The organism is Amycolatopsis sp. WAC 01416, assembly GCF_003947485.1.
Lineage (GTDB): Bacteria > Actinomycetota > Actinomycetes > Mycobacteriales > Pseudonocardiaceae > Amycolatopsis.
This window is the reverse complement of record NZ_QHHX01000005.1, coordinates 649,546-663,284: the sequence shown is the minus strand read 5'-3', so window position 1 is coordinate 663,284 and position 13,739 is coordinate 649,546. Positions and strand designations below refer to the sequence as shown.

14 protein-coding genes are annotated in these 13,739 nt (G+C 67.2%); all 14 read right to left on the bottom strand.

Going from position 1 to position 13,739, the window contains the following annotated elements:
- Positions 1 to 12: 12 nt before the first annotated feature.
- Entirely contained in the window at positions 13 to 1,437 is a 1,425-nt protein-coding gene (gene atpD, locus DL990_RS20400; RefSeq protein WP_125785131.1) for a F0F1 ATP synthase subunit beta, read from the bottom strand.
- Complete coding sequence (locus tag DL990_RS20395; RefSeq protein ID WP_125785132.1) at positions 1,437 to 2,372, bottom strand: F0F1 ATP synthase subunit gamma; 936 nt, start codon at positions 2,370 to 2,372, stop codon at positions 1,437 to 1,439. The genes atpD and DL990_RS20395 overlap by 1 nt, the downstream gene beginning before the upstream one ends.
- An 11-nt stretch (positions 2,373 to 2,383) precedes the next feature.
- Positions 2,384 to 4,021: a F0F1 ATP synthase subunit alpha gene (gene atpA / locus DL990_RS20390; protein WP_125785133.1), complete on the bottom strand. Its 1,638-nt coding sequence runs from the start codon at positions 4,019 to 4,021 to the stop codon at positions 2,384 to 2,386.
- 53 nt (positions 4,022 to 4,074) lie between these two features.
- Complete coding sequence (locus DL990_RS20385; protein WP_125785134.1) at positions 4,075 to 4,896, bottom strand: F0F1 ATP synthase subunit delta; 822 nt, start codon at positions 4,894 to 4,896, stop codon at positions 4,075 to 4,077.
- A gap of 6 nt (positions 4,897 to 4,902) precedes the next feature.
- Positions 4,903 to 5,469, bottom strand: coding sequence for a F0F1 ATP synthase subunit B (locus DL990_RS20380; protein ID WP_125785135.1), 567 nt, complete (start codon positions 5,467 to 5,469; stop codon positions 4,903 to 4,905).
- A gap of 34 nt (positions 5,470 to 5,503) precedes the next feature.
- Complete coding sequence (locus tag DL990_RS20375; RefSeq protein WP_125785136.1) at positions 5,504 to 5,761, bottom strand: ATP F0F1 synthase subunit C; 258 nt, start codon at positions 5,759 to 5,761, stop codon at positions 5,504 to 5,506.
- A gap of 61 nt (positions 5,762 to 5,822) precedes the next feature.
- A complete protein-coding gene (gene atpB, locus DL990_RS20370) occupies positions 5,823 to 6,620 on the bottom strand; it encodes a F0F1 ATP synthase subunit A (RefSeq protein WP_125785137.1) in 798 nt (265 codons plus the stop codon).
- 379 nt (positions 6,621 to 6,999) lie between these two features.
- Complete coding sequence (locus DL990_RS20365; protein ID WP_125785138.1) at positions 7,000 to 7,455, bottom strand: hypothetical protein; 456 nt, start codon at positions 7,453 to 7,455, stop codon at positions 7,000 to 7,002.
- A gap of 79 nt (positions 7,456 to 7,534) precedes the next feature.
- Entirely contained in the window at positions 7,535 to 8,686 is a 1,152-nt protein-coding gene (locus DL990_RS20360; RefSeq protein ID WP_038508920.1) for a glycosyltransferase family 4 protein, read from the bottom strand.
- Positions 8,687 to 8,758: 72 nt separating this feature from the next.
- Positions 8,759 to 9,409 carry an L-threonylcarbamoyladenylate synthase gene (locus tag DL990_RS20355; RefSeq protein WP_125799586.1) on the bottom strand — a complete coding sequence of 217 codons (651 nt, stop codon included), beginning with the start codon at positions 9,407 to 9,409 and terminating at the stop codon, positions 8,759 to 8,761.
- 317 nt (positions 9,410 to 9,726) lie between these two features.
- Positions 9,727 to 11,712, bottom strand: coding sequence for a M6 family metalloprotease domain-containing protein (locus DL990_RS20350; protein ID WP_125799585.1), 1,986 nt, complete (start codon positions 11,710 to 11,712; stop codon positions 9,727 to 9,729).
- A 129-nt stretch (positions 11,713 to 11,841) separates the two neighbouring features.
- The gene (gene prmC, locus DL990_RS20345) at positions 11,842 to 12,708 is read right to left on the bottom strand and encodes a peptide chain release factor N(5)-glutamine methyltransferase (protein WP_125785141.1); all 867 of its coding nucleotides are present in this window, start codon (positions 12,706 to 12,708) and stop codon (positions 11,842 to 11,844) included.
- 84 nt (positions 12,709 to 12,792) lie between these two features.
- Entirely contained in the window at positions 12,793 to 13,341 is a 549-nt protein-coding gene (locus DL990_RS20340) for an HD family hydrolase (protein WP_125785142.1), read from the bottom strand.
- A gap of 7 nt (positions 13,342 to 13,348) precedes the next feature.
- The gene (locus DL990_RS20335; protein ID WP_125785143.1) at positions 13,349 to 13,696 is read right to left on the bottom strand and encodes a MerR family transcriptional regulator; all 348 of its coding nucleotides are present in this window, start codon (positions 13,694 to 13,696) and stop codon (positions 13,349 to 13,351) included.
- Positions 13,697 to 13,739 lie beyond the last annotated feature (43 nt).

The window sequence follows — 13,739 nt, the reverse complement described above, 5'->3', positions numbered from 1 at the left end:
CTCATCGGAACATCACTTCTTGGTGATTTCCTTGTACTTCTTCTCGAGGTCTTCGAGGCCACCGATACCCAGGAACGCCTGCTCCGGGTAGTGGTCGAAGTCGCCCTTGGTGATGCGGTCGAAGGACTCGATGGTCTCCGACAGCGGCACGGTCGAGCCCGGGATCTGCGTGAACGCCTCGGCGACCAGCATGTTCTGCGAGAGGAACCGCTCGATGCGGCGCGCGCGCTGAACGGTGAGCTTGTCCTCTTCCGAGAGCTCGTCCATACCGAGGATCGCGATGATGTCCTGCAGTTCCTTGTACTTCTGCAGGATCCGGATGACCTCGGAGGCCACGCGGTAGTGGTCCTCACCGACGATGGCCGGGTCGAGAATGGTCGACGTCGACGCCAGCGGGTCCACCGCCGGGAAGATGCCCTTCTGGAACACGCCACGCGAGAGCTCCGTGGTGGCGTCCAGGTGGGCGAACGTCGCGGCCGGGGCCGGGTCGGTGTAGTCGTCCGCGGGGACGTAGATCGCCTGCATCGAGGTGATCGAACGACCACGGGTCGAGGTGATCCGCTCCTGGAGCTGACCCATCTCGTCGGCCAGCGTCGGCTGGTAACCCACGGCCGAAGGCATGCGGCCCAGCAGGGTCGACACCTCGGAACCGGCCTGGGTGAACCGGAAGATGTTGTCGATGAAGAGCAGCACGTCCTGGTTCTGCACATCGCGGAAGTACTCCGCCATGGTCAGCGCGGACAGCGCGACGCGCATACGCGTGCCGGGCGGCTCGTCCATCTGGCCGAAGACGAGGGCGGTGTCGTTGATGACGCCGTCCTCGGACATCTCCAGGAAGAGGTCGTTGCCCTCACGGGTGCGCTCGCCGACACCGGCGAACACCGAGGTGCCACCGAAGTTACGGGCGACACGGGTGATCATCTCCTTGATGAGCACCGTCTTGCCGACGCCGGCACCGCCGAACAGGCCGATCTTGCCACCCTCGACGTACGGGGTCAGCAGGTCGACGACCTTGAGGCCGGTCTCCAGCATCTTCGTCTTGCCTTCGAGCTGGTCGAAGGAAGGCGGGTTGCGGTGGATGCCCCAGCGCTCGAGGTCGTCGCCATAGCCGGGCTCGTCGAGGCACTCTCCGAGCGCGTTGTAGACGTGGCCCTTGACCTTGTCGCCGACCGGCACCGTGATGGGGCCGCCGGTGTCGGTGACCTCGGCGCCACGGACGAGGCCGTCCTGCGGCTGGAGCGAAATGGTACGGACGAGGTTGTCACCGAGGTGGCTGGCGACCTCGAGCGTCACCGTCTTGCGGAGCTGCTCGAACTCGATTTCGACCTTGAGCGCGTTGAACTGGTCGGGAACGGAACCGCGCGGGAATTCGACGTCGACGACCGGGCCGGTCACCGAGACGATGCGCCCCTTGGCACGGGCTTCAGTACTGGTCATCAGTCATCACTTCCTGCTGCGGTGAGCGCGTTCGCGCCACCGACGATTTCAGAGATCTCCTGGGTGATCTGCGCCTGACGGGCCTGGTTCATCTCCCGCGTCAGCGTGCTCACCAGATCGTTCGCGTTGTCCGACGCGGCCTTCATCGCGGTCCGGCGGGCCGCGAGTTCGGACGCCGCCGACTCGAGCATCGCCGCGAAGATCCGCGTGTTGATGTACTTCGGCAGCAACGCGGAGAGCAGCTTTTCGGCACTGGGCTCGAACTCGTAGCTCGGGAGCAGGCTTTCCGGCTTCTCTTCGCCCTCGGTGTACTCGACCTCGAGCGGCGCGACGCGCTTGGCGGTCGGACGCTGGGTCAGCATCGAGACGAACTCGGTGTAGACGACGTGGATCTCGTCGACACCCAGGATGCCGTCGGCGTTGCCCGCCTCGTCGTCGGCGCCGTTCAGGAACGACTCGACGATGAGCTCACCGGCCTCCGCGGCGTTGACGTAACCGGGCTGGTCGGAGAAGCCCGTCCAGCTTTCGGTCACCTCGCGGCCACGGAAGCGGTAGTAGCTCAGGCCCTTGTTGCCGGTCACGTACAGCACCGGCTCCTTGCCCTGCTCACGCAGCAGCGTGAGGAGCTCCTCGGTCGCCTTCAGCACGTTGGAGTTGTATCCACCGCACTGACCCTTGTCGCTGGTGATCACGAGGACCGCCGCACGCTTCGGGTCGGAACGCTCGACCAGCAGCGGGTGGTCGAGGTTGGCCGAGGCGCCGGCCAGGGCCGAGAGCACGTTCGTGATCTCGTCCGAGTAGGGCCGGGACGCCGCGACCTTCGCCCGCGCCTTGGTGATGCGCGCGGTGGCGATGAGCTCCATCGCCTTGGTGATCTTGCCGATGGACTTGGTCGCCTTGATACGCGACCGGAGTTCTCGGAGTTGTGCGGCCATGAGCTATCAGCTCACTTCTTCGGTGCGGGCTTGTTGACCTTGACGGTCTCCTGCCCGACCTTCTCGGCGGCCATCGCGTCGGAAACCTCGACGAGGCTCTTGCCCTCGGCGGTGGTGAACTCCTTCTTGAACTCGTTCACCGCGTCGACCAGCCCGGAAGCGGTCTCGTCGGAGAACTTGCCCGACTCGCGGATGTCCTTGAGGAGCTCGCCGTGCTTACGACGGGCGGAGTCGATGAACTCGTGGTTGAAGCGGCGCACGTCCTCGGTCGGGACCGAGTCGTAGTGCCCGTTCGTGCCCAGGTACACCGTGACGACCTGCTCCTCGACCGGGATCGGGGAGTACTGCGGCTGCTTGAGCACTTCGTACAGGCGGGCGCCACGCTCGAGCTGCGCCTTCGACGCGTCGTCGAGGTCCGAAGCGAAGGCCGCGAAGGCCTCCAGCTCGCGGTACTGCGACAGGTCGATACGGAGCGAACCCGAAACCGACTTCATCGCCTTGACCTGCGCGGCGCCACCCACGCGGGAAACCGAGATACCCACGTCGATGGCCGGGCGCTGACCGGCGTTGAACAGGTCCGACTGGAAGAAGCACTGACCGTCGGTGATCGAGATGACGTTGGTCGGGATGTACGCCGACACGTCGTTCGCCTTGGTCTCGATGATCGGGAGACCGGTCAGCGAGCCCGCGCCCAGCTCGTCCGAGAGCTTCGCGCAACGCTCGAGGAGACGGGAGTGCAAGTAGAAGACGTCGCCGGGGAAGGCTTCACGGCCCGGCGGGCGACGCAGCAGCAGCGAGATCGCGCGGTACGCGTCAGCCTGCTTGGTCAGGTCGTCGAACACGATGAGGACGTGCTTGCCCTCGTACATCCAGTGCTGGCCGATGGCCGAACCGGTGTACGGCGCGATCCACTTGAAGCCGGCGGAGTCCGACGCGGGGGCCGCGACGATGGTGGTGTACTCCATCGCGCCGGCGTCCTCGAGGGACTTCTTGACCGCGGCGATCGTGGAGCCCTTCTGGCCGACCGCGACGTAGATGCAGCGAACCTGCTTCTTCGGGTCGCCGGAGTCCCAGTTGGCCTTCTGGTTGATGATCGTGTCCACCGCGACGGCCGTCTTACCGGTCTTGCGGTCACCGATGATCAGCTGACGCTGGCCACGGCCGATCGGGGTCATCGCGTCGATCGCGGTGATACCGGTCTGCAGCGGCTCCGCCACCGGCTGGCGCTCGACCACCGAAGCGGCCTTGACCTCCAGCGGGCGACGGTCGGTGGTCTCGATCTCGCCGAGGCCGTCGATCGGGGCGCCCAGCGGGTTCACGACGCGGCCGAGGTAGCCCTCGCCGACCGGAACCGAAAGGACCTGTCCGGTCCGCTTGACTTCCTGGCCTTCGACGACCGTCTCGAAGTCACCGAGGATCGCGGCACCGATGGAGCGCGCGTCCAGGTTCAGCGCCACCCCGAGGACCCCGCCGGGGAACTCGAGCAGCTCGTTGGCCATGGCCGAGGGGAGGCCCTCTACGTGGGCGATACCGTCACCGGCGTCGACGACGACGCCGACTTCTTCCCGGCTCACGTCCGGGGCGTAACTCGAGACGTAGTTCTCGATCGCGCTACGGATCTCATCCGAGGAGATCGTCAGCTCCGCCATTTCAATCCCGCTCTCGCTTCGTTCGTGCCAGTGTGCAAAGTCGTTGTTGTGGGTCAGCTAGCCAGCCGGCGACGCAGGGCGTCGACGCGCCCCGCGGTGCTGCCGTCGATGACCTCGTCGCCGACGCGGACCACGAGTCCGCCGCCCAGTGACGGGTCGACCTCGACGTGCAGCGCGAGCTGCCGCCCGTACAGGGCGTTGAGCTTCTCGCTCAGCCGAGCGTGCTGCTCGTCGGACAGCGCGCTCGCGCTGGTCACCTGGGCGACCGAGCGCTGACGGCGTTCCGCGGCCAGCTGGACCAGCCGCTCGAGGGCGTTGGCGACCCCGCGGCCCTTGGCGCGCAGGACGACCTGCTCGACGAGGGTCTTGGTGACCACGTCCACCTTGTCGGCGAACAGAGTGCGGACGAGGGTCCGCTTCGCCTCGGCGGGAGCGGTCAGGTCGGCAAGGGCCTGTTCGAGCTCCGGCGCACCCGCAACGATACGAGTGACCCGGAACAGCTGGTCTTCGACAGCGTCGATGTTCCCGGACTTCTCCGCACTGGTGAGCAGCGCCGAGCGGCCGAGGGCCTCGAGCCCGTCGGTCAGTTCGCGCGGGCTCGACCAGCGGCTGCCCGCCACGGAGTCGAGCACCTGCAGGGCCGGCTCGGAAACCTTGCCCGCGAGAATCCCGCGAGCGAGGCCGATCCGGGCTTCGGGCGTGGCCGAACCGTCGGCGACGGCCCGGCGCAGGCCGATCTCCCGGTCCAGCAGGGTGACGACCGAAAGCAGCTCGTCGCCGACCGTCGCCGGGTCGGTACCCGCGGCGGCCAACACCTCGCCGAGACGATTCTCGGCGAGGTCGAGCGCTTCACGGCTCGCAGCATGCAGCGTCATTCTGGTCTACTTTCCCGCTCCGAGACCGGCACCGTTGGTACCGGCGGTCTCCAATTCGGCCAGGAACCGGTCCACGGTGCCGTGGCGGCGCGCGTCGTCCGCGAGCGACTCGCCGACGATGCGGCTTGCCAGCTCCACGGAGTTACGGCCGAGTTCGGCGCGCAGTTCGGCGATGATCTGCGCCTTCTGGGCCTGCAGCTGAGCCTGACCCTGGGCGACGATGCGCTGGGACTCGGACTCCGCCTCGGCCCGCAGTTCCGCCTTGATCTGCTCGGCTTCGAGCCGGGCGTCGTCGCGGATCTTCGCGGCCTCGGAACGGGCTTCCGCCAGCTGCGCCTTGTACTGCGCAAGGTTCTCTTCGGCTTCGGCCTGCGCCTTCTCGGCTCGCTCGATGCCACCCTCGATCAGCTTGGTCCGCTCTTCGTAAGCCGTCTCGAAACGCGGGACGACGTACTTCTTCAGAACGAACAACAGCAGAAGGAAGGCGACGAAACCGAGGATGAGCTCGGGAATGTGCGGCACGATCGGGTTGGGCGCGTCTCCGGCGGCCAACACCAATTCGGTCTTCAGCACAACGTCTCCTTAAAGCGAGATGAGTCGGAAGAACTCAGGCGCCGGAGGCGAGGAAGTAGATGACGATACCGATCAGCGCCAGCACCTCGGTCAGCACGAAGGTGGAGAAGGCGATGCCCTGCAGCTTGCCCTGCGCCTCCGGCTGACGGGCGGTGCCGTTGATGACCGCGGCGAAGATCAGACCCACACCGATACCGGGGCCGATCGCGCCGAGGCCGTAGCCGATGGCGGCGAGACCCGGGTTGATGTTGGAAGCGGCCTCGGCAGCCTGCGCAAGAACGATGTTGCTCACGTGCGTTTCCCTTCAAACTCGGTCCGCGCGACTCACGCGGATCGGGGGCTTTTGGTGTTTCTCAGTGCTCCGACGCCAGCGCGGCGCCGATGTACCCTGCGGACAGCAGCGCGAAGATGTACGCCTGCAGGATCTGGATGAAGGCCTCCAGGAACGTCATCGCGATGGCGAAAAGGAATGCCACCGGCGACGCGACCTTCACGATGCCTTCGCCCTCGGTCAGCAGGAAACTCCCGCCGAGCGTGAAGACCATGATGATGAGGTGCCCGGCGAACATCGCCGCGAAAACTCGGATGGCCAGGGTGGCCGGTGCGATGAAGAACTTCTGCGCGAACTCGATGGTGGAGTACAGCGGCAGAACGAATCCGGGAATACCCGCCGGCGCCAGTTCCTTCTTCAGGTAACCCTTGAAGCCGTGGCGTTTGAACCCGACGTAGTGGTACACCGGGTAAACGACGAGGAACGAGAGAGCGACCGGGAAGCCGATTCGCGCCATGGTCGGGAACTGGAAGAACGGGATGATCCCGAACAGGTTGTTCACCAGCACGAAGCTGAAGAGGCCGAGCACGAGCGGGATGAAGGGCTTGAAGTCGGCAGAGCCGATCTGTTCCCGCGCGATGTTGTTGCGGCCGAAGTTGTAGATCGATTCGGCCATGAATTGTCCCTTACCAGGGACGACCTTCAGCCGGCGCGACGTCACCATGAAGTAGGTGACGATGATGATCAGGGAGATGACCACCAGCAACATCGGCTTGGTGAAGCTCAACCAAGGGCCGGAGCCGAACAACGGCGGTAGGTTGAAGTCTTTGACGCCAGGCGGCGTGAACTCCGCACCTTCGGCTAGTACCAGCGCGCCCACTGGGCTCCTTCCGGTTCTCCCGGCCGGCGTTCACTCCGCCGGGGGAATCGTCACGATCTGGACTTAACGTACCCGACACGTATCGGGCCGTCGGAGGCGGCCACCCCACGATGTGCTGAACACGGTTTCACGTTCCGCACACGAGGATTCTCGTTGCAGTGCTCCCGGGAGACGGACGCCTACCAGCGGGTAAGAGGGGACGATTCAACGCCGCCGCCACACTGCTGTTCGGGGTTCGTCATCAGGAGCCGGCAGCCGAGGCCGCCGCCCATACGCGGACCATATCAGCAGGTTCCGACAGGCCGTACAGGCGTACTACATTGCCCCCGATCGGCCGAGGACCTAGGTCCCGCCCCAGGTCAGGACCTCGGTCCCGGGGTCAGCGGGAAGCGGGGATGATCGTCGGGATCTTGGTCTTGCGGAAGGCCGCGAACTCCACGGCGGCGGACACCAGGATGGCCGCGATCATCGTGATGCCCAAGGACATCGGGTGCAGATCCGACCACCCGCGCAGCAGGGTGAGCGCCCCGAACAGGAGGAAGATCTTGAGCACGTAACCACCGAGAGCGATCACCATCACGAACATCGGGTCCATGCCCGCGCTGAAGCGCATCAGGCCCATCGTCGCGAGGGCGGACAGAATGGCGAGCACGCCGCCGATGGCCGCCCCGACGAGTCCCGGGAGTCCATTGAGGATGGTGAAGAGCACGATGCAGGCCAGCACGACCGGCGGTGTCGCGATCAGGGAGGCCCGCGTCATCGCGTTGGCCGCCTGCAGAACGACCTTGGCGTGAGGGTTCTCCTCCGCCTCGACGGTCTTCTCGGTCTCGCTCACAGAAAACTCCCTGGTCGTCTCAGCCCGCCAGTGTAGGCCCGCGCCGATACCGGCGTTCAGGCAGTCTGAGTTGTGCCGTTCAGGCGGTCCGGTTCCTCGACCGCAGCCTCGGCACGATCGACACCAGGGTCGCCAGCAGGAAACCGAAGCCGACGATCCAGAAAACCGCGACGCTGTCGAACAACGTCACCGAAACCGCGCCGAACGCGAGCAGGCCCGCCCACAAGTAGATGAGCAGTACCGCGCGGCGCTGGGAATGGCCGATCTCCAGCAGGCGGTGGTGCAGGTGCATCTTGTCCGCGGCGAACGGGCTCTCGCCGCGCCGGGTGCGGCGGATGACCGCCATGATCAGGTCCAGCAACGGTACGAAAAGGACCGCGGCGACCACGACGAGCGGCGAGAGCAGCGCGAGCGCGTCCTTACCGCTGAACTGCGGATACGGCACGCGGCCCGACGCGGACGTCGTCGCGCCCGCCAGCATGAGGCCGATCATCATCGAACCCGAGTCGCCCATGAAGATCTTCGCGGGTTGGAAGTTGTACGGCAGGAAGCCGAGACAGGCCCCGGCGAGCGTGGCAGCGATGAGGGCGGGCGGGTACGCGCCGACGTCACCGCCCGAGGAATCGAGCAGGCCGAGCGAGAAGGAGCACGTCGCCGCGGCGGCGATGAAGCCGAGACCGCCGGCGAGCCCGTCGAGGCCGTCGACGAAGTTCATCGCGTTGACCATGACGACCACCAGCACGACGGTCAGCAACGCGCCCTGGTTCTTGTCCAGCACCAGCACCTGGCCGAAGGACTCGCCGCCACCGCCCCACGGCACCCAGAACGACACCCACTGCACCCCGAAGATCACCAGGATCCCGGCGCACATGACCTGGCCGGCCAGTTTCGTCCAGGCGTCCAGTTCGAAGCGGTCGTCGAGCGCGCCGATCAGGGAGATCACCCCGGCCGCGAGCAGGACGCCCAGCGAGTCGAAGGAGAAGTCGAAGCCGCGGCTCAGCGCGGGCAACTGGTGCGCGAGCCCCATCGCGGCGGCGACGCCGAGGAAGATGCCGATGCCGCCCATCCGCGGGATCGGGGTGACGTGGACGTCGCGGGCCCGCGGGTTGGCGATCGCGCCGATCCGGATCGCGACCCGTCGCACGACGCCGGTGAGCAGGAAGGTCACGGCCGCCGCGGTGAGGGCGACGAGGATGTACTCCCGGATCGGGAGACCTTGCGTAGGAGGCATGGTGCGTTACGCCGCCGAGGTCCAAGTCACACGAACACGCTACCGCGCTGGGGGGATACGGCGGCCAACGGTCTAGGCGAGTGACTCCGCGGGCACTCCCAGTACTTCCGCGACGGCGGCGCGGCTGACCGCGCCCTCCCGCAGGATGACCGGGTCGTCGCCGGTGAGATCGACCATCGTGGACGGAACGGGCTCCCCGGTGGACCCGCCGTCGAGGTACACCGCGACGCTGTCGCCGAGCTGATCGACGGCCTCCTGCGCGGTGGAGGCGGGCGGCCGACCGGACACGTTGGCGCTGGAGACCGCCATCGGACCGACGTCACGCAGCAGTTCCAGCGCGACCGGGTGCAGCGGCATCCGCAGCATCACCGTCCCGCGTGACTGGCCGAGATCCCACTGCAGGCTCGGCGCGTGCGGCAGGACGATGGAGAGGTCGCCTGGCCAGAAGGCCTCGATGAGCGCGCGGGCCTGCGGCGGCGTGCCGAGCACGAGTCCGTCCACAGTGGACCAGGAGCCGACCAGGACGCCGACCGGCATGTCCGGGCCGCGGTTCTTCGCCCGCAGGAGGGACTGGACGGCGCCGTCGTCGAAGGCGTCCGCGCCGATGCCGTAGACCGTGTCGGTCGGGAGGACGACGAGGCGGCTGGAGCGCACCGCGCTCGCCGCCGCGGCGAGCCCGTCGGCCCGCGATTCACGCTTGCTGCAGTCGTACACCGCGCTCATGGCGCCTGAGCCTAGCGCTGTGCCGCTTCGTGGCTCGCCAAGGTGCCCCGTCTCGGCCGGGTGGTCGTGAACCGAACCGGCAGGCGTGACTGGATGGACGGCACGTGTGATCAGACGGACGACACGCGTGTCTGGAGGGACGACACCCGCACGCGGCCGGTCCGCCGTGTGTCGTCCGTCTGGACACGCGTGTCGTCCGTCCAGTCACGCGAAATCACCCGGATCGCCACTCGTGACCGGCCCAGCCCGTGCCATGAACGGTCCGTTCCTTGCAAATTTTGCAAGGAACGGACCGTTCATGGCGTCCGCCGCTCCCGTCAGAAGGCGAAAGCGGTGCAGAACGACGTCGCCGTCTTCGCCGGGTCCGCGATCGACGTCGCGGTCAGCTTGACGTGCGCGACGTGGTCACCGCCCGCGGCCCGTTTGGCGTGCGCCGTCGCCGAAGACCGCCCGCCGAACGGGACGGTGGACAGCTCGTTCGGCAGCCGCACCTCCCAGCCCTTCGCGCTGGTGGAGGCGCTCAGGCGGTAGGTATCGGTGTTGTACGGCGCCGCCGCGCCCTTCGCGTTGCCGGTGTTGAGCACCGGGAACGAGCAGCTCGCGAGCCCCTGCTTGGCGAACGCGGGGGCCGACGGCCACAGCGAAACACCCCTGGCCTGCGAACCCGCCCCGTCGAGCGAGGCCACCGTGACGACGTAGGACAGCACGCCCTTGCTGTCGCGCTCGACGTCCGAGACGAGGAACTTCAGCTTGTTCGCCTCGTCGGTGTACTCGTACTTACTCGCGGAACCGGTGCCCGCCTTGAACGCCGCGTCGTTGAGCTGGCGGTAGTCGCCGATGGGGATGGGGACGGCGGTGCCGTCGGGCTTCTTGTAGTCGGTCATGCCGATGTCGGCCGGATTCGCGTCGACGATCCATTCGAACGGCGCGTTGTCCTTGTTCTTCGTCTTCGCGATGATCACGCCGGAATCGGGGGCGAAGGAATCGCTGCCCATCCGGTCGACGACCTCGACGGTGTAATTGTCGTAGCCGCCACCGTCGCAGAACGGATCCTTCGAACGATCGCATTTCGGCGAGAGGTCCCCGCCGTTGAGCGCGATGTTGATACCGCTGTAGGCGCCCTTCCCCGGAAGGACCGAACGCGCCGTGATCCTGGCCGAGACCGGGCCGTTCGAGGCGAGCTGGTTCCGGTCGATCTTCAGTACGTCTTCGGGATCGATGATGTCCAGCTTCATCTTGGTGCGCATCATGTGATGCGAACCCATCGAGCCGCCCTGCGTCGCCGGGATCTGCCAGCGCGTGTGCGGTCCACCGGGACCGTTGAAGCTGCCGCGCGACATCATCTCCCACGGACCGGTGTAGGTCCGGGACGGTGGGGTGCCGAACGGGTTGTTGTAGTTGTCGCCGATGCCGAGAATGTGGCTCAATTCGTGCGCGTAAACCGCCTGACCCGAGCTTTCGGCCTGGGTCGAGGAACCGGTGACCGCGTTCGGCCAGATACTGGCGGCCGATTTCCACGACGTCCACGGGACATAGCGGGTGGACGCCGCGTTCGGCATTCCCTCGACACCGGGGCCGAATTCGGCGGGCACGTTCCCCGGCTCGCCGAACTTCATCACGCCGAATTCCTGCCAGGTCGCGCTCTCGTCCTGGCCGGCGGAAAGATAGAAGATGAAGTCGAACTGTTTGGAGACGTCACCCACGTCCGCCCGCCAGGCGGCGCCCGCGTCGGCGCGCAGGTCACGCTTGCAGTTCGCGCCGGGCGGACACGCGTCGGGCTGGAACTCCATGCCGTATTCGAAGGACTTGCCGGGCAGCCGGTACGGCCCGAACGCGGTCAGTTCGACGCCCATCCTGCCGCCCGAGTCCTCCATCCAGTACTCGTTGATGGTGTGGCCCTGGTTCAGCGCCTGCGGTTTGTTCAGAAAGTCCTGGTAGAACTTCGCGACGCCTGCGCGGGGGATGTCGCTGGCGGCGGGGCCGGGGTTGCCGAACACCGTCGAATGCGCCGGCTGCGTGACGGCGAACTCCTGGTCCGGGTAGTCCGCGAGCACCACGGCGCCCTTGAACGTCCGCTTTGTCGGCTTCAGCGAAGGATCGGCCCAGTTGGTGCCGGGCGGCTTGCGGTAGTCGTCCCACGTCATGTGGTCCTGGTTCTCCCAGGTCGACCCGTCGATCGGGGCGGGCCAGCCCTTCACGGGCACCGCGGCGGACGCGGGCTGGGCTACCAGACCCGGCAGTAGCGCGACGGTGGCGAGGACGGCGAGTGTTCTGAGTGGGGCTCGTCGGAGAGACGATCGCATCGGGGTACACCTCCCAGTCGGACCGCCGATGAGGCGGCCGAGACCGACGTTAGGAGGTGGGCTTTGCCCTGGGCACCGCCGGAAGTCGTGAGTCTCGCTAACTATCCGGCCTTACCCAGCCGCGAAACCTCAGGAGACGCGCAGGGCGGTGACGAAACGAGGTCGTCCGGCGAGGTCGAGGTGCCCTTGCACGTCGGTCAGCACCCGCCGCGCCCGCACCAGCGCCGGGACTGCGGAGCCGTGCGTGTCGTCGTGCTCGATCGCCATCCCGCCGGTGGGCCGCAGCAGCCGGGCGGCGGCGGCGATCGCGTGCCGGATCACCGCGAGCCCGCTTTCCTCCGCGAACACCGCCCGCGGCGGGTCGTGCTCGGCGACCTCGGCCGGCACCGGCGTGCCTTCCGGCACATACGGGGGGTTGCACAGGACCAGGTCGACGAGACCGTCGAGTTCGGCGAACATCGTGCTGTCCGCGACGTCGCCGGAATACAGCCGGATGGGCGTGTCCCCCGCGTCGGCGTGGACGTCGGCGTTGTGCCGGGCCCACGCGAGCGCCTGCGCGTCGATGTCGACGGCGTAGACGACGGCGTCCGGCCGCGCGTGCTGCACGGCCAGCGCCAGCGCGCCGGAGCCGGTGCACAGATCGACCACCACCGGGTACTCGCGCCCGTGCAGCAGTTTGAGGCCCCATTCCAGGAGCAGTTCGGTCTCCGGGCGCGGGACGAACACCCCGGCGCCGACGTTGACCGTGATGTGGCCGAGCGCGGCCCAGCCGGTGAGGTACTGCAGCGGGATCCGTTTGGCCCGCTGGTTCACGAGCTGACCGATCGCGTCGATGACCGGCGGGTCCACCAGCGGCACCATCGGCAGACGCCCGCGGTCGACGCCGAGGACATGGGAGGCGATCAGCTCCGCGTCCGAGCGCGGTGACGCCACACCGGCCTCGGTGAGGATGCGGGTCGCTTCCATGATGGCGAGGCGCAACGGCTGCCGGTTCACTGGTGTTCCTTCACAGAGTCAAGCCTGACACACGAGGCACGCGTGCCGGGGTCGATACACGCGGGCTCAGGGTATCGATTGCTTTCAGCGCACCCGCCACGAGAGCGACGACAACGTCAGCGCCGCTTCGGCCACACGACGCGCGAGGTCGGTCTGAAGGCTCTTCGTCGCCGAAGCGATCCACTCGTCGACGTTCCGAACCCCGACATCGCGGTACTCGACGGCCTGAAGCAGCATTTCGAGCTTGTCCGCGTCGCGTGCGTACAGCGCTTCGGGGCTTTCTGCGGCTTCGTACTCGTCGACGGCGTCGCGTACTGAGTCACGCGCGACGCCGGGGAGCGCAGACGTCTGCGCGGCGGTGATCGCCCGCGGATCCGGCTTCTCGACGAAACCTTTGATCGTGTGCGGAAGATCGCCGGTCCGCGTCTCCTGCGTGTCGTGCCAGAGCGCGAGATACGCCGCCCGGGCCGGATCGGCGCCGCCCTCGGCCGCCAGGAGTCCGGCCAGCTGCGCGACCCGGGTGGTGTGCTCGGCCACCGATTCGGGATCGCGGACCCCGGCCTGCCACCACCCGGCCCGCCGGATCCGCTTGAGCACACCCAGTTCGAACCCGAATCTGGCCAGGGCTTCCACAGTTCTCCTACACGTCGGCGGTGAGATATCCGGCCAGTGTCCCGCGCCGCTGCCGGAGCGTGTCGATGCGGTCGTCCATTTCGGCCAGTTCGCGCCGGATCTCCGCCACCACCGTCGGGCACATGTCCAGTTCCGGCACTTCACCGTTCGCGCACGGCAGCATCTTCGCGATGACCTGCGTGGTCAGCCCGGCGGCGAGGAGCGCGCGGATCTGCCGCACCGTGGTGACCGCGTCGTCGTCGAACGTGCGGTAGCCGTTGAAGTCGCGTCGCGAGGCCAGCAGCCCCTGCTCCTCGTAATAGCGCAGGAGCCGGTGGCTCACGCCGGTCCGCCGGGAAAGCTCGCCGATCAGCATGTGACCCCCGTCATCCGTGGTTGACCCTCACATCGATGTCAGT